The sequence below is a fragment of the Micromonospora sp. NPDC005291 genome (assembly GCF_040607415.1).
Classification (GTDB): domain Bacteria; phylum Actinomycetota; class Actinomycetes; order Mycobacteriales; family Micromonosporaceae; genus Micromonospora.
The window spans coordinates 183,454-207,201 of the sequence record NZ_JBEXGR010000007.1; the positions used below are offsets into that span (position 1 = coordinate 183,454).

General features: G+C 71.4%; 25 protein-coding genes. 14 read left to right on the forward strand and 11 right to left on the reverse strand.

Annotated features, from left to right (window positions below; genetic code table 11):
• Positions 1–167: 167 nt before the first annotated feature.
• Positions 168–926 (reverse strand): maleylpyruvate isomerase family mycothiol-dependent enzyme, encoded by a 759-nt coding sequence (locus tag ABZT18_RS13180; RefSeq protein ID WP_354994415.1) that lies wholly within the window; start codon positions 924–926, stop codon positions 168–170.
• 114 nt (positions 927–1,040) lie between these two features.
• Between ABZT18_RS13180 and ABZT18_RS13185 the strand changes: the two genes are divergently transcribed.
• Positions 1,041–2,078 carry a UDP-N-acetylmuramate dehydrogenase gene (locus ABZT18_RS13185; RefSeq protein ID WP_354994685.1) on the forward strand — a complete coding sequence of 346 codons (1,038 nt, stop codon included), beginning with the start codon at positions 1,041–1,043 and terminating at the stop codon, positions 2,076–2,078.
• Here the strand turns inward: ABZT18_RS13185 and ABZT18_RS13190 are convergent.
• On the reverse strand, positions 2,075–2,869 hold the full coding sequence (locus ABZT18_RS13190) for a class I SAM-dependent methyltransferase (protein ID WP_354994414.1): 795 nt from the start codon (positions 2,867–2,869) through the stop codon (positions 2,075–2,077). The genes ABZT18_RS13185 and ABZT18_RS13190 overlap by 4 nt on opposite strands.
• A gap of 80 nt (positions 2,870–2,949) precedes the next feature.
• On the reverse strand, positions 2,950–3,717 hold the full coding sequence (locus ABZT18_RS13195; RefSeq protein WP_354994413.1) for an SDR family oxidoreductase: 768 nt from the start codon (positions 3,715–3,717) through the stop codon (positions 2,950–2,952).
• 100 nt (positions 3,718–3,817) lie between these two features.
• On the opposite strand from ABZT18_RS13195, the gene mshA reads away from it, so the two are divergent.
• The 3 genes from mshA to ABZT18_RS13210 all read left to right on the forward strand — a co-directional run bounded on the left by mshA (position 3,818) and on the right by ABZT18_RS13210 (position 7,084).
• Positions 3,818–5,287 carry a D-inositol-3-phosphate glycosyltransferase gene (gene mshA, locus ABZT18_RS13200; protein WP_354994684.1) on the forward strand — a complete coding sequence of 490 codons (1,470 nt, stop codon included), beginning with the start codon at positions 3,818–3,820 and terminating at the stop codon, positions 5,285–5,287.
• Positions 5,288–5,344: 57 nt separating this feature from the next.
• Complete coding sequence (locus ABZT18_RS13205) at positions 5,345–5,860, forward strand: YbjN domain-containing protein (RefSeq protein WP_354994412.1); 516 nt, start codon at positions 5,345–5,347, stop codon at positions 5,858–5,860.
• Positions 5,861–6,097: 237 nt separating this feature from the next.
• Entirely contained in the window at positions 6,098–7,084 is a 987-nt protein-coding gene (locus ABZT18_RS13210) for a hypothetical protein (RefSeq protein ID WP_354994683.1), read from the forward strand.
• Positions 7,085–7,783: 699 nt separating this feature from the next.
• On the opposite strand, the gene ABZT18_RS13215 is transcribed toward ABZT18_RS13210, so the two are convergent.
• Both ABZT18_RS13215 and ABZT18_RS13220 read right to left on the reverse strand, forming a co-directional pair.
• Positions 7,784–9,079 carry an MFS transporter gene (locus ABZT18_RS13215; RefSeq protein WP_354994411.1) on the reverse strand — a complete coding sequence of 432 codons (1,296 nt, stop codon included), beginning with the start codon at positions 9,077–9,079 and terminating at the stop codon, positions 7,784–7,786.
• A gap of 93 nt (positions 9,080–9,172) precedes the next feature.
• Positions 9,173–10,453 carry an MFS transporter gene (locus ABZT18_RS13220; protein ID WP_354994410.1) on the reverse strand — a complete coding sequence of 427 codons (1,281 nt, stop codon included), beginning with the start codon at positions 10,451–10,453 and terminating at the stop codon, positions 9,173–9,175.
• 153 nt (positions 10,454–10,606) lie between these two features.
• On the opposite strand from ABZT18_RS13220, the gene ABZT18_RS13225 reads away from it, so the two are divergent.
• The gene (locus ABZT18_RS13225; RefSeq protein WP_354994409.1) at positions 10,607–11,374 is read left to right on the forward strand and encodes a phosphoglyceromutase; all 768 of its coding nucleotides are present in this window, start codon (positions 10,607–10,609) and stop codon (positions 11,372–11,374) included.
• Positions 11,375–11,434: 60 nt separating this feature from the next.
• On the opposite strand, the gene phoU is transcribed toward ABZT18_RS13225, so the two are convergent.
• On the reverse strand, positions 11,435–12,088 hold the full coding sequence (phoU, locus tag ABZT18_RS13230; RefSeq protein WP_354994408.1) for a phosphate signaling complex protein PhoU: 654 nt from the start codon (positions 12,086–12,088) through the stop codon (positions 11,435–11,437).
• A gap of 204 nt (positions 12,089–12,292) precedes the next feature.
• On the opposite strand from phoU, the gene ABZT18_RS13235 reads away from it, so the two are divergent.
• Together ABZT18_RS13235 and ABZT18_RS13240 are read left to right on the forward strand one after the other, a co-directional pair.
• Positions 12,293–13,576, forward strand: coding sequence for an ATP-binding protein (locus ABZT18_RS13235; RefSeq protein ID WP_354994407.1), 1,284 nt, complete (start codon positions 12,293–12,295; stop codon positions 13,574–13,576).
• Between the two features lie 24 nt (positions 13,577–13,600).
• Positions 13,601–14,284 (forward strand): response regulator transcription factor, encoded by a 684-nt coding sequence (locus tag ABZT18_RS13240; protein WP_354994406.1) that lies wholly within the window; start codon positions 13,601–13,603, stop codon positions 14,282–14,284.
• A gap of 107 nt (positions 14,285–14,391) precedes the next feature.
• Here ABZT18_RS13240 and ABZT18_RS13245 read toward each other — a convergent pair whose 3' ends face one another.
• Positions 14,392–14,640, reverse strand: coding sequence for a Fic family protein (locus ABZT18_RS13245; protein ID WP_354994682.1), 249 nt, complete (start codon positions 14,638–14,640; stop codon positions 14,392–14,394).
• Positions 14,641–14,755: 115 nt separating this feature from the next.
• Positions 14,756–15,553: a hypothetical protein gene (locus ABZT18_RS13250; protein ID WP_354994681.1), complete on the reverse strand. Its 798-nt coding sequence runs from the start codon at positions 15,551–15,553 to the stop codon at positions 14,756–14,758.
• Between the two features lie 80 nt (positions 15,554–15,633).
• On the opposite strand from ABZT18_RS13250, the gene ABZT18_RS13255 reads away from it, so the two are divergent.
• Positions 15,634–16,578, forward strand: a complete 945-nt coding sequence (locus tag ABZT18_RS13255; RefSeq protein WP_354994405.1) for a Ppx/GppA phosphatase family protein — start codon at positions 15,634–15,636, stop codon at positions 16,576–16,578.
• 75 nt (positions 16,579–16,653) lie between these two features.
• Entirely contained in the window at positions 16,654–17,460 is an 807-nt protein-coding gene (locus ABZT18_RS13260) for a sugar phosphate isomerase/epimerase (protein WP_354994404.1), read from the forward strand.
• Between the two features lie 34 nt (positions 17,461–17,494).
• On the opposite strand, the gene ABZT18_RS13265 is transcribed toward ABZT18_RS13260, so the two are convergent.
• From ABZT18_RS13265 to ABZT18_RS13275, 3 genes are read right to left on the reverse strand one after another with little or no spacing between them, the layout of a single operon-like run.
• Positions 17,495–18,082, reverse strand: a complete 588-nt coding sequence (locus ABZT18_RS13265) for a CGNR zinc finger domain-containing protein (RefSeq protein WP_354994403.1) — start codon at positions 18,080–18,082, stop codon at positions 17,495–17,497.
• 19 nt (positions 18,083–18,101) lie between these two features.
• Positions 18,102–19,268 carry a glutathionylspermidine synthase family protein gene (locus ABZT18_RS13270; protein ID WP_354994402.1) on the reverse strand — a complete coding sequence of 389 codons (1,167 nt, stop codon included), beginning with the start codon at positions 19,266–19,268 and terminating at the stop codon, positions 18,102–18,104.
• 1 nt (position 19,269) lies between these two features.
• On the reverse strand, positions 19,270–19,542 hold the full coding sequence (locus tag ABZT18_RS13275; protein WP_354994401.1) for a hypothetical protein: 273 nt from the start codon (positions 19,540–19,542) through the stop codon (positions 19,270–19,272).
• Between the two features lie 107 nt (positions 19,543–19,649).
• Here ABZT18_RS13275 and ABZT18_RS13280 point away from each other — a divergent pair, with 107 nt between their 5' ends.
• The 5 genes from ABZT18_RS13280 to ABZT18_RS13300 all read left to right on the forward strand — a co-directional run bounded on the left by ABZT18_RS13280 (position 19,650) and on the right by ABZT18_RS13300 (position 23,734).
• Entirely contained in the window at positions 19,650–20,570 is a 921-nt protein-coding gene (locus ABZT18_RS13280) for a proline dehydrogenase family protein (protein ID WP_354994400.1), read from the forward strand.
• Between the two features lie 100 nt (positions 20,571–20,670).
• On the forward strand, positions 20,671–21,471 hold the full coding sequence (locus tag ABZT18_RS13285) for an alpha/beta hydrolase (RefSeq protein WP_354994399.1): 801 nt from the start codon (positions 20,671–20,673) through the stop codon (positions 21,469–21,471).
• Positions 21,464–22,063, forward strand: a complete 600-nt coding sequence (locus ABZT18_RS13290) for a WHG domain-containing protein (protein ID WP_354994398.1) — start codon at positions 21,464–21,466, stop codon at positions 22,061–22,063. The genes ABZT18_RS13285 and ABZT18_RS13290 overlap by 8 nt, the downstream gene beginning before the upstream one ends.
• Positions 22,060–22,395: a DUF2568 domain-containing protein gene (locus tag ABZT18_RS13295; protein WP_354994397.1), complete on the forward strand. Its 336-nt coding sequence runs from the start codon at positions 22,060–22,062 to the stop codon at positions 22,393–22,395. Before ABZT18_RS13290 ends, ABZT18_RS13295 begins: the two co-directional genes overlap by 4 nt.
• A gap of 49 nt (positions 22,396–22,444) precedes the next feature.
• Positions 22,445–23,734, forward strand: a complete 1,290-nt coding sequence (locus tag ABZT18_RS13300; protein WP_354994396.1) for a hypothetical protein — start codon at positions 22,445–22,447, stop codon at positions 23,732–23,734.
• Positions 23,735–23,748 lie beyond the last annotated feature (14 nt).

Sequence of the window (23,748 nt, forward strand, 5' to 3'; positions counted from 1 at the left end):
GGGTGGTGGCGAGTGGCATGTGAGAGCGCTCTCTCGACAGGGTGCTGAATCCTCTCCGCGCTGTCAAGAGAGCGCTCTCTCAGTTCTGATTCGTTATGAAGGCATCGACGCGAACGAGGACGCCACCCGTGGGGGTGACGCCCTCGTTCGCGTGCTCCGGGCGACGATCAGCCGGTGCCCAGACCGTCGAGCAGGGTGCGGTCACCGGCGACGTCCAGCGTCTCGAAGCTCACCCGACCCCAGAGCGCCAGCAGCAGGTCGCTCGCGGTGCCGCTGACCTGTGCTCGCGCGTGGTGGTCGTCGTGGTCGAAGATGGTCGCGGTGTCGAGCAGCGCCACCCCCTCGCCGCGCAGCCGCAGATACCACTCCTGGGCCGCGTCCGTCGCGGAGAGCTGCACCACCCCGTGCCAGTCGCCCGGCACCCGCCGCCGGCCCGCAGGCAGCCAGGTGTCCAGCACCTCACTCACCCCGTCGGCCGCGAGCTTCGCCTCCACCGGGTCGCCGGCGCCGATGGCGAGCTGGGCGTCCCAGCGGTGCACAGCCGTCTCGTGCGCCATCCGACGCGGCCAGAAACCAGCCTTCTTCGGCTGCGGGGCCCAGTTCCACGCCGGGGCCTCCGGGTCGAGCCCGTCGAAAAGGGTCATCAGCTTGTCGTACCCCTGCTGCCACAGCTGGAGCGGGCTGACGCCCGGGTCCGCCTCGATCCGCTCCCGGGGGGCCGGCCGGGTGGTCAGGCCGGAGCCGGCGAACGACGAAACCCAGTGGTAGATGCCAGCGAGGTGCAGTGTGAGGTCGTTGACCGTCCAGCCCGGACAGGACAGCACCGGTGTCTCGGGCGGCGCCTCTGCCACCGCCGCGGCGAAAGCAGGACCCTCCGCCCGGAGCGCCCCGATCCAAAAATCCTTGCTGCCCTGCAGTCTGCTCATCGCCATCCTCCCGGGGGTGCCGGGCGACCAGTGGGTGCCACGGCTATCACTCAGCCTAAGGTGAAAGGCGTGCCCGACGCCTACGCCCAGCCGACAACCGAAACCGATCGTGCCATCCCTGGTCCACTGGCCAGCTACACCACTCTGCGGATGGGTGGGCCGGCCGAGCGGATCGTGGCCGCCGGCACTGCCGACGAGATCGTCCGGGCGGTCCTGGCCGCGAACGAGCCGGTCCTGATCCTGGCCGGCGGCAGCAACGTGGTGATCGGCGATTCCGGCTTCCCCGGCACCGTCGTCCTGGTGCGTTCCCGTGGGCTGCGGGTCGTCGCCGAGGACGCCGGGTCGGTCACCGTACGGGTCGAGGCCGGCGAGCCGTGGGACGACCTGGTCGCCGCCACCGTGGCCAACGGCTGGGCCGGCCTGGAGTGCCTCTCCGGCATCCCCGGCTCGACCGGCGCAACCCCGATCCAGAACGTCGGCGCGTACGGCCAGGAGGTCGCCGAGACGATCACCGGAGTCGAGGTGTACGACCGGGCCGAGGGCACCCGCCAGGTCATCCCCGCCGCCGACTGCGGGTTCGCCTACCGGGGCAGCATCTTCAAGCACGCGGACCGCTGGGTGGTGCTCTCCGTCGACTTCCGGCTCACCCCGTCCCCGCTCTCCGGTCCGGTGCGCTACGCGGAGCTGGCCCGGGCGCTCGGTGTCGAGGTGGGTGACCAGGTGCCACTGGCCGACGCCCGAGCGGCGGTGCTGCGGCTGCGTGCGGGCAAGGGCATGGTGCTCGACGCCACCGATCCAGACACCCGCTCGGTCGGGTCCTTCTTCACCAACCCGGTGCTCGACCGGGCGACGTACGAGCTGTTCCTGGAGCGCGCCGCCGAGCTGGGCGACCCGCCCGCCTGGCCGGGAGCCGACGGCATGGTCAAGGTGAGCGCGGCGTGGCTGATCGACAAGGCCGGCTTCGCCAAGGGCCACCCCGGGCCGGACGGGGTGGCCATCTCCAGCAAACACACCCTCGCCCTCACCAACCGCAGCGGCACAGCGCACACCGTCGACCTGCTCGCCCTCGCCACCACCATCCGCGACACCGTGCACGCCCGCTTCGGCGTGACCCTTCACCCCGAACCCGTCCTCATCAACTGCGCCCTCTAAGTGCTGGGAGGTGGCCAGGGGAGGGTCAACTCGCCCTGGCGCCAGCGGGTGGGGCCGTTGAGGATGGGCCAGCCGGTCTCGCGGAGACGGGTTACGGCTCTCAGCCAGCGTTGGCGGGGGCCGAAGGTGGCGTAGGGGGCGGCGGCCTGCCAGGCGTCGTCCAGGGCGCGGATCAGATCGTGCACCGGCTCACCGGGGACATTGCGGTGGATCAGCGCCTTGGGCAGCCGCTCGGCCAGCTCGGCAGGGCTGCCCAGCGTGGTGAGCTTCGCGGCCAGGGTCAGCGTCCGAGGGCCATCGGCGTCGATCAGCAACCAACTGGCGAGCCGACCCAACTCGTCGCACGTGCCCTCGACGAGCACCCCGCCCGGGGCGAGCGCGGCGGTCATCGTCCGCCAGGCGTCGGGCACCTCGCTCTCGTCGTACTGGCGCAGCACGTTGAACGCACGGACCAGCACCGGACGGAGCCCGGCCAGCTCGAACCCACCCCGGGCGAACGTCAGGCCGGGTGGGTCGGCGGCCGGCGTCGCGGCGGCCACACGGGCCGGGTCGATCTCCAGCCCGACCAGCCGTACGTCTGGACGAACCCCCGCCGCCAGCCGGGCGCGCAGTTCCACCGCGGTTACCGGGGTGGCGCCGTAGCCGAGGTCGACCACCAGGGGGTCGGCCGCCGCCAGCAGCCGGTCGCCGCAGGTGGCGACAATCCAGTTGTCCACCCGACGCAGCCGGTTCGGGTTGGTCGTGCCCCTCGTGACCACGCCGAGCGGCCGGTGCCGTGCCGCCCCGCTCATACCGTCTCACTCCTCGCGCTTCACTGCGTAGTCAATGTTCGCGACTGCGGGGCTCGCAAACCCGGCTCACTCCTCGCGCTTCACTGCCTGACCCGGTGCACCTTGTGCTGGGCGGCCTGCGCCCGTGGCCGGACCACCAACCGGTCGACGTTGACGTGCTCGGGGCGGGTGGCGCACCAGGCGATGCAGTCGGCGACGTCGTCGGCGACCAGGGGCCCCGGCACTCCGGCGTAGACGGCGGCCGCCCGTTCCGTGTCACCCTCGAAGCGGACCAGCCCGAACTCGTCGGTCTTCACCATGCCGGGGTCGATCTCGATCACCCGCAGCGGTCGGCCGCACAGCTCCAGACGGAGTGTGCCGGCGATGGCGGTCTGCGCGTGCTTCGCCGCGGCGTAGCCGCCCCCGCCCTCGTACACGGTCAGGCCGGCGGTGGAGGAGACCACCACGATGGTGCCGGAGCCGGAGGCCTCCAGCGCCGGCAGCAGGGCCTGGGTGACCCGCAGCGTGCCGAGCACGTTGACGTCGTACATCCACTGCCAGTCGGCGACCGAGCCGGACTCCACCGGGTCCAGCCCGCGCGCTCCGCCGGCGTTGTTGACCAGCAGGGTGACCGGCCCAGGTGCCTGGGCGGCGGCCTCGGCCAGCCCGGCCACCGACTCGTCCGAGGTGATGTCGCAGGTCACTGCGGTGGCCTGCCCACCAGCGGCGGTGATCTCGCCGACCAGTTCGGTGAGCCGCTCGGCGCGACGGGCGGCGGCGAGCACGTGGAAGCCCTCGGCGGCGAGCCGGCGGGCGGTGGCTGCGCCGATCCCGCTGGACGCTCCGGTGACGATGGCGACAGAGGTCATCCCGACATTGTCACCCCGACCGCCCGGCCGACCCCGACCGGGCGGTCGGGGCGGATTGACGGGCGTTTGGTGATGAGGTCCGTCACCCCGGGGGGGCGCGCTGGGGAATTTCCGAAGCCCGATGGGGAAGATGACATCCGGCGTACGGGTTGACCGAGAAGCGCCGGTCGTGCGAGACGGCATCTACCGTGACAGAGGAGCGGATGTGGCGGAAATGCACACCGGTGTCGGTCGTCAGCGCGGTGCCCAACCGTGGCCCCGGCCTCGCCGCATCGCCACCCTGTCGGTGCACACCTCCCCCCTGCACCAGCCCGGCACGGGCGACGCAGGCGGAATGAACGTCTACATCCTTGAGGTCGCCCGGCGACTCGCCGAGGCCAACGTCGAGGTGGAGATCTTCACCCGGGCCACCTCCGGTGACCTGCCCCCGGTGGTCGAGATGGCACCCGGCGTGCAGGTCCGGCACATCACCTCCGGCCCCCTGGAGGGCCTCACCAAGGAGGAGTTGCCCGGCCAGCTCTGTGCCTTCACCGCCGGGGTGCTGCGCGCCGAGGCGTCCCGCCCGCCCGGGCACTACGACCTGATCCACTCCCACTACTGGCTCTCCGGCCAGGTCGGCTGGCTGGCCAAGGAGCGTTGGGGAGTGCCGCTGGTACACACCGCGCACACCCTGGCGAAGGTCAAGAACGCTCAACTCGCGGCCGGCGACCGGCCAGAGCCCAAGGCCCGGGTGATCGGCGAGGAACAGGTGGTCGCCGAGGCGGACCGGCTGGTCGCCAACACCCGGGTCGAGGCCACCGACCTTCTCGATCGGTACGACGCCGACCCGACCCGGGTCTCCGTGGTGCAGCCGGGCGTCGACCTGGATCGCTTCCGACCCGCGTCGGGCGATCGGTCCGCGGCTGCCCGCGAGGCGCGCCGCCGGCTGGGGCTGCCGGCCGAGGGGTACGTCGTTGCCTTCGTCGGTCGGATCCAGCCGCTCAAGGCCCCCGACGTGCTGATCCGCGCGGTTGCCGCGTTGCGGGAGCGCGACCCGGCACTGGCCGACCAGGTGACCGTGGTGATCTGCGGCGGGCCCAGCGGCAGTGGGCTGGACCGGCCGACCGCGCTGATCGAGCTGGCCGCCAGGCTCGGGGTCACCGACGGGGTGCGATTCCTGCCGCCGCTCACCGGGGACGACCTGCCGGCCCTGTACCGGGCGGCCGATCTGGTCGCGGTGCCGTCGCACAACGAATCGTTCGGGCTGGTCGCCCTCGAGGCGCAGGCCTGCGGTACGCCAGTGCTGGCCGCCGCGGTCGGCGGGCTGGTCACCGCTGTGCGGGACCAGGTGAGCGGCGTCCTCATCGACGGGCACGACCCGGTCGACTGGGCGACTGCGCTGGGACGCCTGCTGCCTGACCGGGCCCGCCGGGCGGTGCTGGCCCGCGGCGCTGAGCAGCACGCGCGGCACTTCTCCTGGGACCGGACGGTTGCCGGCCTGCTTGGCGTCTACGGCGAGGCGACCGCCGCGCACCGGGCTCGCCTCGCGGCCGACCTGGCGTGCGACCCGGCGCTCTCCTGCTCCTGGTGACTGCGGGCGCCGGTCGCCAACCGGTGCGCCGGCCGGGTCGGTCGTAGAGTGGGTCCGGTGAGCCCGAAGAGCGATCTTGCGATCCTGATTGAGTCGGTCTGTGCCGAGCGGGAGTTGGCCTGGGAGTCGACCGGTCCCGGCTCGTACGCGGTGACCCTGCCGGGCACCCACAAGCTCAAGACGGTCTGCAACCTGATCGTCGGTGAGCACGCGCTGCGGATCGAGGCGTTCGTGATGCGCCAGCCGGACGAGCGCCGTGAGGAGCTGTGGGCCTGGCTGTTGCAGCGCAACGCCCGGATGTACGGGGTCTCCTTCTCCACCGACGCGGTCGGCGACGTGTATCTGACCGGTCGGGTCAACCCGGCCGGCGTGGACGCCGACGAGTTGGACCGGCTGCTCGGCTCCGTGCTCACCTACTCCGACGAGTCGTTCGACACGATGCTGGAGATCGGCTTCGGCAGTTCGATCCGGCGGGAGTACGAGTGGCGGGTCAAGCGTGGCGAGTCGACCGCCAACCTGGCCGCGTTCGCCCATCTCTTCGAGCCCTCCGGCTCCGGCCCCGACCCGGCCTGACCGCTCGGCCCCGACCCGGCCTGTCGGCTGGTGGTTCGGACTGCTCCTGACGGGTATGCCGCCCCGCGCGGTGCGGCAAGGGACCCCCGCGCGCCGAGGACGGAGTGTCAAGGAGCGGAGCATCCCATGGCTCAGCGGAACAGCTCAGGTCGCGGCGCAACTGCGACCAGGACGAAGCGACAGGCCGGCAACCAGACGCCGGGTACTCCCGGAGTCTCCGAGTCGGAGATCTCCCGGATGCGGGTGGACGACATCCGCGGGCAGCTACGCAAACGCGGGGTCTCCGGGATCTCCGCACTGCGCAAGCCCGACCTGGTGAAGCAGTTGGTGCGCTCGATGCGGGCCGGCGCAGGTCGGAGCAGCACCGGTCCAACGGGCCGGGCCACCGGCACCAGGGCGTCGGCGGGTCGGGCCGCCGCCACGAAGAAGTCGGCGGCCAGGGCGGCGCCGAGCCGCGCGAAGGCCGCGCCGGCGAACAAGAGCGCACCCGCGAAGCGGGCCGCCGCGAAGAAGGCGACCGCCGCGCGTAAGTCGACGGCAGCGAAGAGGACGACGGCGGCGACGTCGACGACCGCGCGCAAGACGGCGACCGCGCGCAAGACGGCGACGGCGCCCAAGACGGCGACCGCGCCCAAGACGGCGACCGCGCGCAAGACGGCGACGGCCCGTACCGCGCCCGCGCGGAAGGCCCCGGCGAAGAAGGCATCGGCGCGGCCGGCGGCGAAGCGGGCAGCACCCGCAAGCCGCGCTACGGCGAAGCGCGCGGCGCCTGCGAAGCGCACCACGGCGAAGCGCGCGACGCCCGCCAAGCGCGCGGCGCCGCGGTCGGCCGGTAGCGGCACGGCGGCCAGCGGGATCCGGACCGGACGGGGAACCGGACGGTCGGTCCGCAGCTCGCAGGTGATCTCATCCGTGATGGACCGGCCCGAGCGGCCGGGACGGAGTCTGATCACCGCGAATCACGAGGTGATCCAGCGCTGGGCCCGGGAGCGCGGGGCGAAGCCGGCGACCATCGCCGGCACCGAGCGGGACGGCCGGGCGGGTGTGTTGACCTTTAACATCCCCGGCTACCGGGAAAGCAGCCGGATACGCGAGATCACCTGGGATGAGTGGTTCCACACCTTTGACCTGCGCCGCCTGAACCTGATTTATCAGGAACAGATGCGCGACGGCCGGCAGAGCAACTTTTTCCGGACCGAGTCACCTGATCGGGAGGACGGTTGAGGTGTTTGCGGGAATGGATGACGGGTACGCCGCTGTTAACAAAGACCGAGGCCCGAGCAGCGGATACTCGCCAGTTGTGACCGGCGAGACAGCGTTCTGGGTTGAATCCAGAATCCGGGCGATCTAACTTTATTGCACCGCGCCACGCTTGGAAACGTTCGGGGGAGCGGCGGATCGATCAGATCCGTGCACCAGGCGAGGCGCGAGGGGACGGGTGGATTAACCGTTGGGGGACGGTGCCCACCTGTTTGGACCGGCGGCGTGAGCGGGCGATGCTTACGGGGGTGAGTGTTGCCCGCCGCCGCCGGCCCCGCCGGCGGGCGCCCACCACGGCCTTCGGGACGTGGTGGGCGCTTTGCGCATGTAGACCTGCCCCACATCTGGGGCGCGGGTCACGCCCTGAAACCGCAAATGGATGGGGCGTGGGCTCGGACGCGGTTGTGGGTCGAGGCGCGAGGCGGCCACCCTGCGCCGCATCCTTTACTCTGTTTCACCCACGCGACACCCGACGTTCGATTTCCGGACACGTGGTATCGCGTCCGTTGAAGCAGAGCCGAGCAATGGGACACGCGCGAAATGGGTCTGCGGGGCGGCACTCCTGGCCAGTGTGTGTGGGTGGCCATACCTCCGGCGGACCAACGACCCGCGGGCATGACCCGACCGCGATTACCGGAAGTCCCGGGCACCCGGGTTTGGCGGTTACGCGGTCGGCACGCGGTCCGTGGCTGTGGTCGGCTCCCGGCCGGCGGCCCGGTGCAGCGCGGCGACGTGCCGCTCCCGGGGTGGCCCGGCGAGCAGGTGCCCGAGCGCGGCCAGCAGGCCCAGCCCGCCCACGATCAGCCAGTGCCGGTCGCCGAGGTGCTGCAGGCTCACCCCGCCGAGCGTGGGAGCGATGAAGGCCGCGGCCGGGAACGTCAGGTAGAAGACCGACTGGTACCGCGCGCGCAGCTGCGGCGGTGCCAGGTCGGCATTGATCTGCGCGTTGGGCGGGGCGGCGAGCATCGAGCCGACCGTCCAGACCACTGCGGCACCAAGGTAGATGGCCAGCTCGTCGGCGACGGCGAGCACCCCGAAGCCGAGCGCGAGCAGTGCGGTCGAGGCGGCCAGCACGACGTCCTTACGATGCCGGTCGATCAGCCGGGGCACGAACAGTTGCCCGACCACGATCAGTGCGCCGCCGAGCGCCACCACCAGCCCGTACGCCGATGGGCCCAGGCCGTCCGCGCGCATGGCCAGCGGCATGATCGTCGAGGTCTGCATGGTGAGCACGGCCAGCACGAAGGTGAGCCCGACGAAGACCAGGAAGGTGCGGTCCCTGAGGGCGGTGTGCAGTCCTGGTCGGCGGGGCCGGAGGGACTTCGGCATCGGGCGGGTGGCCGGCGGGAGGTCGGCGGTCGGAGCGGCCAGGCGCAGGGTCTCCGGCACCTTCCAGCCGATCACGGCGGCGGCGGTCAGTGTGGCGCCAGCGTCGACCAGGAACAGTGCGGTGAAGCTCGCCTCGGCCAGCACCCCGGCGAGCAACGAGGCGACCGCCATTCCCAGGTTGAACGCCCAGAACTGGAGGTTGAACGCGCGCGAGCGGCGCTCGGCGGGCACCACGTCGACGATCGCCGCGACGAACGCCGGGCTGGGCATCGAGTGGACCACGCCGACGAGCGCGGAGAGTGCCGCGATCAGGAGCAGGGGCCGGCTGAAGGCGAGCGCCACCATCAGACCGGCCGTGGCCAGGTGTGCGACGAGCAGGGTCGCCCGACGGCCCCACCGGTCGGCAAGCACCCCGCCGAGCAGTACGCCCACCGCCCCGCCGGCCCCGTACGCGCCGACGACCGTGCCGGCCATCCCAACGCTTGCTCCGCGAACGTCGGTGAGGTAGAGCGAGAGGAACAGCATGGCGAACGCGCCGGCCCGGTTGATCAGCAGGCCGGCCCAGAGGTACCAGAAGGTGGCGGGGAGCCCGCCTGCGGTGTCGTGCCACCAGCGTCGCAGGGCGTGCACCCGACCTCCCGACAGTTCAGTTTCCTAACCATTTCCCGTGCACGGTAGAAAACTCGGGCCGGGTCGCGCCAGCCGGCGTCCTGATCTTGGGCGTCAGACTGCTTCGACGGGCTGTGGCCCCCGAGTGGTGCTGACCGGTGCCAGTGCTTCGCCGGAGCGGCGCAGCGCGGTGGCACGCCGCTCTCTGGCCGGTCCCGACACCAGGTGGGCCACGGCGGTCAGGACACCGAGCACGGCGCAGCCGTACCAGAGCGTGTCGTTGCCGGCGTGCTCGCGCACCAGGCCGCCGAGGATTGGCGCGCTGGCCCCGGCCATCTGCCACGAGAGGGAGAACACGCCCTGGTAGCGGCCTCGCAGCTCGGCCGGGGAAAGCTCGGCGATCAGCGTGGAGTTGGACGGCGAGTTCAGCATCTCGCCGACCGTCCAGATCAGCACGGTCAGCCCGTAGAACCAGGCGGTGCCGGCGAACGCGGTCAACCCGAACCCGACGCCCATCACCACGGAGGCCAGCGCGAGCACGTGGGAGCGGCTCCGGCCCCGGATCAGTCGCGGCACGAAGAGTTGGCCGACCACGATGAGGACGCCGTTGAGCGCGATCACCGATCCGTAGGTGGCCGGGCTCAGACCATCGTCACCCATCGCGATCGGCAGCATCGAGATGTGCTGGAGGAAGACCAGCGCGGAGAACAGGTTCAGTGCCACGAAGCCGAGGTAGACCCGGTCGTTGAGGATGGTGCGCAGGGCACCGCCCGGGGCCTTCGCCGCGGCAGCGGTGACAGGACCGGTCTGCCGGGTCTCCGGCACCTTCACGAAGATGATCAGCGCGGTGATCAGCATGGTGGCGGCATCGACCACGAACAGCAGCAGGTAGTCGGCCTGCGCGGCGAGGCCGGCGAGGACAGCCGCGCAGGCGAAGCCGAGGTTGATCGCCCAGTAGTTGAGCGAGAAGGCGCGCAGCCGGTCCTTCGCCGGCACCACGTCGATCATCATCGCCCCGAACGCGGGCCGGGCCGCCTCGGCGAACATGCCGAGCAGCAGGGCACCCAGCGCCACCGCCCAGATGTCCCGGGCCAGCCCGAGCGCGAGCATCATGGCGGCCGCACCCACGTGCGCGGTGAGCAGCGTCGGTCGGCGGCCCCACCGGTCTGCGAGGGTGCCGCCGGCGGTGGTGCCGAACGCGCCGCCCACGCCCCACAGGCCGATCACCAGGCCGGCCTGGGAGGCCGAGAAGCCGCGTTCCTGGGTCAGGTAGATGGCGAGGAAGACGAGGACGAACGAGCCGAGCCGGTTGATCAGGGTGCCGGACCACAGGTACCAGAAGGTGGTCGGCAGGCCGCCGGTGGTGTCCCGGAACCAGCTCCGCATCGTCCGCACGTGGTTCCCCCGCTTGCAAGTAATGACCGATGTGACTGTTGTGCCTTACAACCCTAGTGGCGGGCAGATCCACTGGTCACCCGCTTTTTCACGTGGTGGTCGTCACGACGGCTGCCCGCGTGTCCCCCGGGCGGTTGAGGCAGGATGATCCGCATGACTGCGAGCGAAGGGCCCACCATCGGGACGCTGGTCCTGCTGCGGCACGGTGAGAGCGACTGGAATGCCAAGAACCTCTTCACCGGCTGGGTGGACGTCGACCTGACCGAGAAGGGCGAGGGTGAGGCGCGGCGCGGCGGCGAGCTGATGCGCGAGCACAGCCTGCTGCCGGACGTCGTGCACACCAGCGTGATGCGCCGTGCGATCCGCACCGCCGAGCTGGCGCTCAACGCCGCCGACCGGCACTGGATCGCGGTGCGCCGGTCGTGGCGGCTCAACGAGCGCCACTACGGCGCCCTGCAGGGCAAGAACAAGAAGCAGACCCTTGACGAGTACGGCGAGGAGCAGTTCATGCTCTGGCGCCGGTCGTACGACACGCCACCGCCGCCGATCGCCGACGACGACGAGTGGTCGCAGGTGGGTGACCCTCGCTACGCGCTGCTGCCGACCGAGCTGATGCCGCGTACCGAATGCCTCAAGGACGTCGTCGACCGGATGCTGCCCTACTGGTACGACTCGATCGTGCCGGACATCCTGGCCGGCCGGACGGTGCTGGTGGCCGCGCACGGCAACTCGCTGCGCGCCCTGGTCAAGCACCTCGACCAGATCTCCGACGAGGCGATCGCCAAGTTGAACATCCCGACGGGCATCCCGCTGCGCTACGACCTCGACCCGCAGCTGCGACCGCTCAGCCTGGGCGGCACCTACCTCGACCCGACGGCGGCGAAGGCAGCCGCAGCGGCGGTGGCCAACCAGGGCCGCTGAGACGTTGGGAAGGGCCCCTTGTTGTGCAAAAAGCGATAACAAGGGGCCCTTCCTTGCCCGTCAGTTGGCGGTGGGGGTGTTCTCCCCGGTGATCAGGTAGATCACGTGCTCGCCGGCGTTGACCGCGTGGTCGGCGAAGCGCTCGTAGAAGCGACCCAGCAGGGTGGCGTCGATCGCGGTCTCCACCCCGTACGGCCAGTCGTCGCCGAGCAGCACCGCGAACAGGTTCTTGTGCAGCTCGTCCATGGCGTCGTCGTCGTGGTCCAACTCGCCGGCGAGGTCGGCGTCGGGTTTCGCCAGCACCGAACCGATCTTCACGGCCATTCGGTCGGCGATCTCGGACATCTCGGTGAAGACCGTCCGCAGCTCGGCCGGGACGGCGGGGGAGGGGTGCCGGCGCAGCGCGGTCTTCGCCACGTGCTCGGCGAGGTCGCCCATCCGCTCCAGATCCGCGGCCACGTGCAGCGCGGTGATCATCGCCCGGAGGTCGGAGGCGACCGGCGCCTGTCGGGCGAGCAGGTCACAGACCCGCTCCTCGACGTGCCGGTAGAGGTCGTCGATCTCGGCGTCCCGCTCGATGACCGTCTCGGCGGCCTGCCGGTCGGCGGTGAGCAGGGCCCGGGTGGCCTGGCGCATGGCGGCGCGGACGCCCTCCGCCATGTCCACCAGCAGTTGGCTGACGATCTGGAGGTCGGCCCGGAACTCGTCGCGCATCATCACGTCCTGTGGTCGGTCGCCGCCAACGGGTGCCGGCGCAGGGGGTTGAGCAGGTGCGACGCCAACGGTAGGGGGCCCGGACGGACCCCGGATGAACCACGGTGAACGACGCCGGACGTAGGGGTGAACATTCGCGAAAGTGAGGGTGTTTCGTCCCGGTCTGTGTGGTAGCCAGGTTAACAATGACCCTACGATCGCCGGGTGGAGTGGGCAGTGGCGGTCGTGGTGGCCGTGGCGTTGGTGGCCGGGTTGGCCGCCGGTTTCCTGCTGCCCCGGTTCCTGCCGGCGCGGGACGGTCGCTCCACGTCGACGGGGAGCGCGAGCTCCCGCTGGAGCAGGGGGAGGCCCGCGATAGCCGACGAGCAGCAGGCCGGGCTCGGCCGCCGGACGATCGACTCGCTCCGGGCCGGTGTCGTGGTACTGGATGACGACGACGTGCCTGTGCTGATCAACCCGGCCGCCCGCGCGATGGGGCTTCTGCGTACCGGCAGCACCCCCGGCTCGATCGCCGCACACCCGCTGATCCGAACCCTTGCCGGCCAGGTGCGACGCACCGGGGTGCGGCGTGAGATCGAGCTGGATCTGCCCCGAGGTCGCGACAGCGCGGGGGAGAACCCGCTCGGCGTGCACCTGCGGGCGATGGGCCTCGGCAACGGCTTCATCGCGGTCGAGGCGGTCGACGTGACCGAGTCGCACCGGCTGACCCGTGTGCGACGCGACTTCGTCGCCAACGTGAGCCACGAGCTGAAGACCCCGATCGGGGCGCTTCAACTGCTCGCCGAGGCGTTGCTGGACGCGACCGAACCGGCTGACGCCGCGGCGCCAGACCTCTCCGAGGACCTGGTGGCCGCCCGCCGGTTCGCCGAACGGATTCAGCACGAGTCGACCCGGCTGGGCCGGCTGGTGCAGGAGTTGCTCGAGTTGACCCGGTTGCAGGGCGCCGAACCGCAGCCGCCAGCGGAGCCGGTCGCGCTGGACTGGGTGATCGCCGAGGTGGTCGACCGGACCCGCACCACGGCCTCCGCCCGAGGGGTCGAGGTGACCGTGGACGGTGAGCGTGGCCTCACCGCGTACGGCAGCGACTCCCAGCTCGCCACGGCGGTGGCGAACCTGGTGGAGAACGCCATCAACTACACGGGTGAGGACACCACGGTGCGGGTCACCCTCAGCGGTGACGACGAGTACGTCGAGATCGCCGTCGCCGACCAGGGCATCGGCATCGCCCCCACCGACGTGGGCCGGATCTTCGAACGGTTCTATCGGGCAGACCAGGCCCGCTCGCGTGCCACCGGCGGCACGGGGCTCGGCCTGGCAATCGTGAAACACATTGCGAGCAACCATGGCGGACGGGTGGAGGTGTCGAGCACTCTTGGTGGCGGATCGACGTTCACCCTCCGGCTGCCCGCCAGTCCACCGGACGACCTGCTGGCGACACTGCCGCCGGTTGGGATCGAGTCCGGTCCGGCTGGGCTACGGCAGGTCTGACAGCAGATGGAAAGGAAATCCCCGTTGAGCCGCGTTCTGGTGGTCGAGGACGAGGAGTCGTTCTCCGACGCCTTGTCGTACATGCTCCGTAAGGAGGGCTTTGAGGTTTCGGTCGCTGCGACCGGCACCGACGCCCTCACCGAGTTCGACCGAACCGGCGCTGACATCGTGCTGCTCGACCTGATGTTGCCCGAGATGTCGGGGACCGAGGTCTGCCGGCAGCTTCGGCAGCGGTCGGCCGTGCCGATCATCATGGTCACCGCCCGGGACAGCGAGATCGACAAGGTGGTCGGGCTGGAGATCGGCGCCGACGACTACGTCACCAAGCCGTACTCGCCGCGGGAGCTGGTCGCCCGGATCCGGGCGGTGCTGCGCCGGCAGAGCCCGGAGGTGGCCGACGCGGGCGCCCCGACGCTGTCCGCCGGGCCCGTACGGATGGACATCGAGCGGCACGTGGTGACCGTTGACGGCGGGGCCGTACAGCTGCCGTTGAAGGAATTCGAGTTGCTGGAGCTGCTGCTGCGCAACGCGGGTCGGGTGCTCACCCGCGGTCAGCTCATCGACCGGGTCTGGGGTGCCGACTACGTCGGTGACACCAAGACACTGGATGTGCACGTCAAGCGGCTGCGCTCCAAGATCGAGCCGGAGCCGTCCGCGCCGCGCTTCATCGTCACCGTCCGGGGCCTGGGCTACAAGTTCGAGCCGTGATCGGCTCGCCCGAAGGGGGCCTGCGTTCGTTGCGGGCCTCCCTCGGTGGCATTGACCACCAGCTCAGCGCCAGTGGCGACTTCCGCTGACCGGCACGCGCCAGGCGGTCAGAACAGCTTGCGCAACGCAGCGGCGATCTCGGCGACTTCCGTCAGTCGACTCTCCGCCACGCTGATGACCAGGTCGTACGCGACGTCCTGGTCGGCCTCGTCGAGCTGAGCGATGGTGGCGACGCGGTTCTGCAGCAGGAAGGTGATGGCCACGATCCAACCGATCCGCTCGTTGCCGTCCACAAACGGATGGTTACGGGCGATGCCGGCCACGTCGGCGAGCGTGGGGTCGTAGACCTCCGCCATCACTCGGCCAGGCGAGCCAGCAGCGTGGCGTGCCGTTCGATGATCTTGTCAGGGAGGTCGCCGAACTCCGAGGCGTTCCGCCGTGCGAGGTAGTCCTCGATGGCGGTGACCCGAGTCAGATCTCGTCGGCGGGGTGCGGGGCGACCAGGCCCTGCTTCGTTCGGGCCGCGCACAACTCGGCCAGTCGCTCGTACGCGGCAGCGCCGATCAGCGCGGTCAGCTCCGGGGAGTACGACAGGTACATCGGCTCGGCACCGACATGCGCGTCTGTCGAGGAGGTGCACCACCAGTCCAGGTCGTGCCCGCCGGCTCCCCAACCCCGCCGGTCGAACTCCGACAGAGTGGAGACCAGCACCTTGCTGTTGTCCGGCCGCTTGACCCAGTCCTGATCTCGGCGGATCGGCAGCTGCCAGCAGACGTCCGGCTTGTATTCCAACGGGTGCACCCCGTCGCGCAGCGCCTGGGCGTGCAGAGCGCAGCCACCCCCGCCGACGAAGTCGGCGTCGTTGAGGAACACGCACGGGCCCTCGGTGCCCTGGGTGGCGGTGCGGCGGGCCGGGTTCTTGCCGTCGATGGTGTCCTGGTCGGTCCAGTTCTTGAACCCGCGCTGGAAGTGCTGCCAGGTCGACGGGGTGAGCCGCTTGACGGCGTTGCGGACCCGCTTCTCGTCGTCCGAGTCGGTGAAGAAAGCCCCGTGCGAGCAGCAACCGTCGGCGGCCCGGCCGGCGATGATGCCGTGGCAGCCCTTGCCGAAGATGCAGGTCCAGCGGGAGAGCAGCCAGGTCAGGTCGGCCCGGATCAGGTGCGTGTCGTCAGCCGGGTCGGTGAACTCGATCCACTCCCGGGGGAAGTCCAGTGGCACCTCGCGGCTACGCGGGTCGCCCGGGTCGTCCACCAGCACACGGAGCTCCATCGTCACCCGGCCCAGCGTACGCGCGGTGACGTCTGCGGGCCGGCGAGCCGCGCAAACGTGTTGCACCTAGGGTCTTCACCATGCGACTGGGTGTCCTCGACGTCGGATCCAACACGGTGCACCTTCTTGTGGTTGACGCGCACCACGGCGCGCACCCGTGGCCGGCGCACTCCGAGAAGGTGGTGCTCCGGCTGGCCGAGCAGATCGGCCCCGACGGCGCGCTGACCGAGGCGGGCGCGGACGGCCTGGTCAAGGCCGTGGGCATGGCCAAGGCGGCGTCCACCGGGCTGGAAGCCGCCGACCTGATCGCGTTCGCCACCTCCGCGGTGCGCGACGCCACCAACGCGGCCGAGGTGCTCGCCCGGGTGCGCGACGAGACCGGCGTACGCCTGGCGGTGCTCTCGGGGGCCGACGAGGCACGGATGACGTTCCTGGCGGTGCGGCGTTGGTTCGGCTGGTCGGCGGGGCGGTTGCTGGTGCTGGACATCGGCGGGGGCTCGTTGGAGATCGCCGCCGGCATCGACGAGGACCCGGACGTCGCGGTCTCGTTGCCGCTCGGCGCCGGCCGGCTGGCTCGGGAGCGGCTGCGGGTCGATCCGGCCACCGCCGCCCCGCCGTCGGCCGAGGCCGTCGAAAAGCTCCGGGAGTACGTGGACGGCCGGCTGGACAAGGTCGTCGACCAGATGACCGAGGTGGGCTGGGATCGGGCGGTGGCCACCTCGAAGACGTTCCGCACCCTGGCCCGCCTGGCCGGGGCGGCGCCGTCCGGTTCCGGGCTCTGGGTGCGACGCAGCCTGACCCGGGCCGGCCTGCGGCAGGTCATCGGCTTCATCCGGCACATCCCACCGGCCCAGCTGATGGAGCTGGAGGGGGTCAGCGCGGGCCGGGCCCACCAGTTGCTGGCCGGCGCCGTGGTCGCCGAGGCGGTGATGCGCCGTCTGGATCTGGACTCGCTGGACATCTGCCCGTGGGCGCTGCGCGAGGGTGTCATTCTCCGCCGGCTGGATCAACTCGAGCCGATCTGACCGGAGGGCCAGTTTCGGCCGTTTTGCCAGCGCTCGTCACGATGGCCCCGGCGCTGCCGGGCTACGCTGATTGATGTGACTTCTCGCGTTCCCGTGCTCCTGTCCACCTCGTCGGTCTTTCCCGAGCCGACCGCGGCGGCGTTCCAACTGGCTGCGGCACTCGGCTACGACGGCGTCGAGGTGATGGTCTGGACCGACGTGGTCAGTCAGGACGCGGGCGCGCTGCGCGGCCTCTCCACGCACTACGACGTGCCGGTGCTCTCGGTGCACGCGCCCTGCCTGCTGGTCACCCAGCGGGTGTGGAGCCCCGACCCGTGGGAGCGGCTGCGTAAGGCCGCCGAGTTGGCCGAGACGCTGGAGGCGCCGACCGTCGTGGTGCATCCACCGTTCACCTGGCAGCGCGACTACGCCCGCAACTTCGCCGAGGGGTTGGCCACGGTCGCGGACCAGTTCACCGGGTTGCGCTTCGCGGTGGAGAATATGTACCCGGTAAGGATGGCGGGTCGGCAGTTCGTCCCGTACGTCCCGGGTTGGGATCCCACCGACACTGGCTACGCGTCGTACACGCTGGATCTGTCGCACTGCGCGGCCTCGCACAGCGACCCCCTGGAGATGGCCGACCGGATGGGCGCCGGGCTGGCGCACGTGCACCTCGGTGACGGCACCGGCGAGGGCCGCGACGAGCACCTGGTGCCCGGGCGCGGCACCCAGCCCTGCGGTGAGCTGCTCTCCTCGCTGGCCGGCCGCGGTTTCACCGGGTCGGTGGCGGTTGAGGTCGCCACCCGGGGCGCGAAGAGTCGCACGGTGCGCGAGGCGGACCTGCGCGCCGCGCTGGAGTTCGCCCACCAGCACCTGACCGCGCCGTCGCCGGTCGACGCCTGACCCGTCCGCCCCGCGTGACAGGACGGCAGCGGCGTCAGCTGACCGGCGTGAGCGAGTCGGCGCCCGCGGTCGGTTGCGCGGCGACCGTCACCTGCTCGCCGATCGCCGCCCGCTTGCGGGCCCGGTGCGCCGCCACGTGCGAGCGGGTGGCGCAACGCTCCGAGCAGAACCGCCGGCAGCAGTTGGACGACGTGTCCAGGTAGACGTTGCCGCACCGCTCGTCGGCGCAGACCCCGAACCGGGCGCTGCCGTACTCGCAGAGCCAGACCGACAGCCCCCAGACCGCGCCGGCCAGGTATTCCGCGCTGACCGAGGCGCCCCGGCTGGTCACGTGCATGTGCCAGTCGCTGGAGTCGTGCCCGGAGATGCGCGGCTGCACCGGGAACGCCTCAAGCAGCGTGTTCAGCTCGGTGACTGCCTGGGCGTCGCGCCCCGAGGTGCCGTACTCGAAGACGTCGCGTAACCGCTTCTGCGCCCGCCGGAAGATCGCCACGTCCCGGTCCGCGACCTCGTCGCGCATCCAGGCGTTGTCGTCGGGGAAGAGGGCCCGCAGGTCGTCGAGGTCGTCCAGGCGGGCGTTGACCAGGTCAACACCGGTCCGGGCGTACGCGTCGAAGTTCACGCCCCCAACGGTAGACGACTCACGGGGTGCGCGGCGCGTCGATGTAGTGCGGCAGGAATCGGGCGTAGCCGTCAGTGATCAGGCTGGCGCTCTCCCGCACTCCCACCCCGGCCGACTCGCCGTCGACGATCCAGCTGCCCAGCACCATCCGATTGCCGGCGAACTGTGGCAGCGCCCGGAATTCCTGGTAGCACCAGCCCTCGTCGCCGTAGATCCCCGGGTTGGTGATCTCCTCCTCCGCGGTCACGATGCGTACGGAGCCGCCCTCCCGGCCGAGCAGCGGCTTGGCCACGTACTCCGACATGCCGCGCGGCGAGTCGAGGTACGCCGGGAGCAGGTACTCGTGGCCGGGGTACAACTCCCAGAGGACCGCCAGCAGCGCCTTGTTGGACAGCAGCAGCTTCCAGGCTGGCTCGATCCAGGTGGTCGGGGTGCCCGGAGCGAGCGCCGCCGGCCCGTACGGCTCGGCCAGCATCCACTCCCACGGGTAGAGCTTGAAGCAGGTGGTCACCGGGCTGTCGGCGGCGTCGACGAAGCGCCGGCCGTCCCAGCCGATCTCCTGGATCGGGAGCAACTCGACGTCCAGGCCGGCCTGTCGGGCGGTCTCGGCGAGGTAGCCGGCGGTCATGTGGTCCTCGCCCGACTCCTCCTCGTTCGACCAGAGCACGTGCACCCGAGGGTCGTGCAACCCGGCCCCGATCTTGGCCCAGGCGCCAACCAGCCGCTCGTGCAGGCTGTTCCACTGGTCCAGCTCCGGCCGGGTCTGCTCCAGCCAGTACCACTGGATGATGCTCGCCTCGACCAGCGCGGTCGGGGTGTCCGCGTTGTATTCCAACATCTTCGGCGGCCAGGTGCCGTCGTAGGCGAGGTCGAAGCGCCCGTAGAGGGTGGGTGGCGCCTCGCGCAGCGACCGGGCAACCGCGTCGGCCGCCCACGCCGGGATGCCGAACTCGGCGTACCGCCGGTGGGCCACCACGTGCTCGGCGGCGGCCACCGACATCCGGTGCAGCTCCTCGGTGGCCTCCTCCAGCCGCAGCACCTCGTCCAGCTCGAAGGCGTACGCGGCGGTCTCGTCCCAGTACGACATGATCCCGCCGTCGGGCAGCTCGGTGTCGACGTAGACCAGCCCCTGCGCCCGGATGGTGGCGTCCCAGTCGGGTCGCGGCGCGACCGTCTCGCGGCGCACCTCAGCCGCCGCAGGCGGCGAGGTGGGTGCCGAACCCGCCGCGCTCGGGCAGGGCAGCGGTCGTCGGCTCCGGTGCGGCGCGTCCGGTGGCCGGGTCGGGGACCCGCATCGCCAGCGCGACCGTCTCACCGCCGCCGACCGGCCCGAGGGCGCAGTCATCGTCATCGTCGTCGTCCGAGGTCATGTTGCAGCCGGAGAGGGCGAGCGCGAGAGCGGTGAGCGCGCCGAGCTGCACGGAGGCCGACCGGAGCCGGCGGCGGGGGCGTTGGTCCACGGCATCGTTGTAGCCGATCGACGCCACCGCCGCCGCCCCGCCCCCAAGTCAAGGGTGGGCCGGCCGCCCCTCGGCGGGGGTCCTGGCAGGGGCGATACGCTCGGCTCATGCTCCGTTCCGTCATCCTCGCCGCCTCCCGGTCATCCCAGGTCGAGCGGCTCGTCGCGACTGCCCCGTTCACCCGGGACGTCGTCCGCCGGTTCGTCGCCGGCGCCGCCACCGACGACGCGCTGCGCGCGACCCGCGAACTCGTCGACGACGGTCTGGCGGTCACCCTCGACCACCTGGGTGAGGACACTGTCACCCCCGAGCAGGCCACCGCGACCCGCGACGAATACCTGAAGTTGCTGAAGATGCTCGCCGGTGCGGGGCTCACCCCGGCCGCCGAGGTGAGCGTGAAACTCTCCGCTCTCGGCCAGATGTTCGACGAGCAGTTGGCGTACGACAACGCGCGGGCGATCTGCGCGGCGGCCGACGCGGCGGGCACCACGGTCACCCTGGACATGGAGGACCACACCACCACCGACTCGACGCTGGAGGTGCTGGGCAGGCTGCGCAAGGACTTCCCGTCGACGGGGGCTGTGCTCCAGGCGTACCTGCGCCGGACCGAGTCGGACTGCCGGGAGCTCTCCTCGGCCGGGTCGCGGGTGCGGCTGTGCAAGGGCGCCTACAGGGAGCCGGAGTCGGTGGCGTACCAGTCGGCCCGTGAGGTGGACAAGTCCTACGTCCGCTGCATGAACATCCTGATGTCCGGCGACGGCTACCCGATGCTGGCCACCCATGACCCTCGGATGATCGCCATCGGTGAGGACCGGGCCCGCTGGTTCGACCGGGGGCCGGAGCGATTCGAGTTCCAGATGCTCTACGGCATCCGGCCCGAGGAGCAGGCCCGCCTGGCGGGCGAGGGCTACACGGTGCGCACCTACGTCCCCTACGGCGACGAGTGGTACGGCTACCTGATGCGCCGGCTCGCCGAGCGCCCGGCCAACCTGGTCTTCTTCGGCCGTGCCCTGATCTCCAAGAAGTAACCCGAACCCGGTCGACGGGCCGGCGGTGACCTCTGTGGTCCCGCCGGCCCGTTCGCGTACGCGCTTGACGATGTTGGCTAATGAGGTTAGCTTTATGGCTATGACAACTAGCCAGGTGCGGCGGGACGGCGGACACATCGCGTACGAGGTGCACGGGGAGGGCCCGCTGGTCGTCCTCTCGCACGGCATGGGTGAGAACCGGGCGAGCTATCGGCACCTGGTGCCACTGCTGGTCGCGGCCGGCCACCGGGTCGCCTCGGTCGATGTCCGGGGCCACGGGGAGTCCAGCGTCGGCTGGCCCACGTACGCCCCGGCGGAGGTCGGCGCGGACCTGCTGGCGGTGGTTCGCGACCTCGACGGCGGGCCGGCCGTGCTGGTCGGCAGCTCGTCCAGCGCGGCGGCTGTGGTCTTCGCCGCGACCGACGCGCCCGAGCTGGTCGCGGGCATCGTGCAGATCGGTGCGTTCGTCGGTGCGGCGAAGCTCAACCCGCTGATGCGGATGGGGCTGGCGGCCGTGCTCCGCAGCCCTCGACTGTTCGGGATGTTCCACAAGACGCTCTTCCCGGTGCACCGGCCCGCCGACGACGCGGCGTACCGCCGGTCGATGGTGGCAAAGCTGCGCGAGCCCGGCCGGATGGCCGCGTTGCGCGGCGTGCAGGTGCCGGTCGAGCCGCACTGGACCGCCCGCGCCCCGCAGGTCCGGCAGCCGGTGCTGGTGCTGATGGGCGCCAAGGACCCGGACTTCCCCGACCCGGGCGCCGAAGCGCGAGCCGCCCGTCGCCTCTTCCGCACCGCGGAGGCCCGGATGATCGAGGAGTCCGGCCACTACCCCCACGCCGACCGGCCGCAGCGCACCGCCGACGAGCTGCTCGGTTTCCTGGCGGTGTGCACCGGTGCCTAGGGTCGGCCTCAACCAGCAGACCGTCGTGCGGGAGGCGGCCCGGCTGGCCGACGAGGTCGGCTACCAGCAGCTCACCCTGGCCGCGCTCGCCGGCCGGCTCGGCGTCGCGCTGCCCAGCCTCTACAAGCACGTGCGGGGAGCGGACGCGTTGGCCCAGAAGCTCTCCGCTCTGGTCACCGCCGAGCTGGCCACCGAGCTGACCACCGCCGCCGCAGGCCGGGCCGGCGGCGACGCGCTCCGGGCGATGGCCGACGCCTACCGTGACTACGCCCACCGGCACCCCGGCCGCTACCCGGCCACCCAGCAGGTGCCCGACCCGACCGACCCGGAGCACGTCGAGGCGGGCGAGCGCGCGGTCGGTGCCATCTTCGCGGTGCTGCGCGGGTACGGGCTCACCGATGACGACCTGGTGGACGCCGCCCGGGTGGTGCGCAGCGCCCTGCACGGTTTCGTCTCCCTGGAGGCCGCGGGTGGCTTCGGCCTGCCCCGCGAGGTCGACCGCTCGTACCATCAGCTGGTCGCCAGCATGGACAGCTCGCTCCGCTCCTGGCCGCGCGCTCGTCGCGCCACCGACCAACCGGACCAGCCGTGATCCGGGCACTCGGGCTGCTCCTGGTCTTCCTGCTGGAGCTGGTCGTGCTGGGCGTCGGCGCCCGGTGGGGCTGGTCCCTGGACGCGCCCACCGCCGGCCGACTGCTCGCCGCCGTCGGCGTGCCGCTGCTCCTTGCCGGGCTCTGGGGCGTTCTCGGCTCACCGCACGCCCAGGTTCCGCTGCCTTCGCTGGCCAAGCACACCTTCCAGGTCGGCTGGTTCGTGCTGGGTGGCGGGATGCTCGCACTGCTCGGGAAGCCGTGGCTCGGCCTCGCCCTGGTCGTCGTCTGGGCTGTCGTCACCATCCTGCTCAGCCTCTCTCAGGTGAAATAGGGTCGTGCCGGCCTCGCCCGATCGGTCCACAGGTCGTACCCTTCGGCGGGTGACTGACGGGGTGCAGCAGCCAGCAGTGCGGCGGCTCTGGCCGCTGTGGACGGTGCTCGTAGTGGTCGTCCTGCTGCTGGGCTGCGGCCTGCCCGCGCTGCTCGTCGTGGGGGTGATCCGGGAGAGCGGTGCCCAGCCCACGGTCAGCCGGGTCGGTGCCGCAGCGGCTGACGACCCAGCCACCGCGGTCGCCCGAGGGCTGGCCGACCGGATGACCGCCCAGCTCCACCGGCAGTCCGCGGCGCTGCTCGGCGGCGATCGCGCCGGTTTCCTCGCCATCGCCGACCCAGCCGCGCACGCCGACCTGCGCCGACGCTTCGCCGCGCTGCGCGAGCTCAAGGTGACCGGCTGGCGAGCCGAGCCGAGCGGTCTGCCCGCGCCGATCATCGGCAAGCCCGGCGAGTGGCGTCTTCTGGTGCGCTTCCAGTACTGCTTCGTCACACCGAACTGCCGGCCGAGCCCGGTGCTGATCGGCACCCGCTGGCGGGAGAACGGCGATCAGCCCCGGTTGGTCGCCATGGAGGAATCCAAGTCGGTGGAGACCGGCACCCGACCGTGGGAGATCAGCGACCTGGCCGTCGCGATCGGCGAGCGGACCATCGTCGCCACCACCCCGGCGCTGCGCGGCAAACTGCCCGGCCTGCTCGCTCAGGCCGAGGCGGCGGCCAAGGTCGCCGACGGGTACGCGGTAGCCGGATCGCGGCCGGACCGCTACCGGATCTTCTACGCCGGCCGCACGGAGTGGCAGCGCTGGTACGGCGGCGAGCGACCAGAATGGACCGGCGGTTACGCGGTGACCGTGGGCGGCGGGCACCACGAGGTGGTGCTCAACGCCGAAGGGCTCTCCAGCAGCGGCACCGATGACCTGCTCCGCCACGAGTTGACCCACGCGGCCTCCCTGCCGGAGCGCGGCTACCCGGGCAAGGACACCTGGTGGCTGGTGGAAGGGCTGGCCGAGTTCGCCGGTGCCGGCGGCCAGACGGTCGACCGGTACGAGGGGATCGCCGAGGTGCGGAAACTGGTCCGGGGCGGCTGGGATGGCCAGTTGGAGGGCATCAACCCCGCCGATGACGCCTCCGCCGAGCGTGTCGGCGGCAGCTACGGCATCGGCTACCTGGCCGTCCGGCACCTCGTCGACCGGTACGGGCCGCTGCGGTTGCTCACCTTCTTCAAGACCGTGGTGCACGATCGCAGGACCCTCGACGCGGCCGCGGAGAAGGCGTTCGGCGAGCAGTGGTCGACGCTGCACGACGAGTGCGTCGCGTACGTCCGGGCCGCCGTCGGCTGAGGGCTGACCCTGTC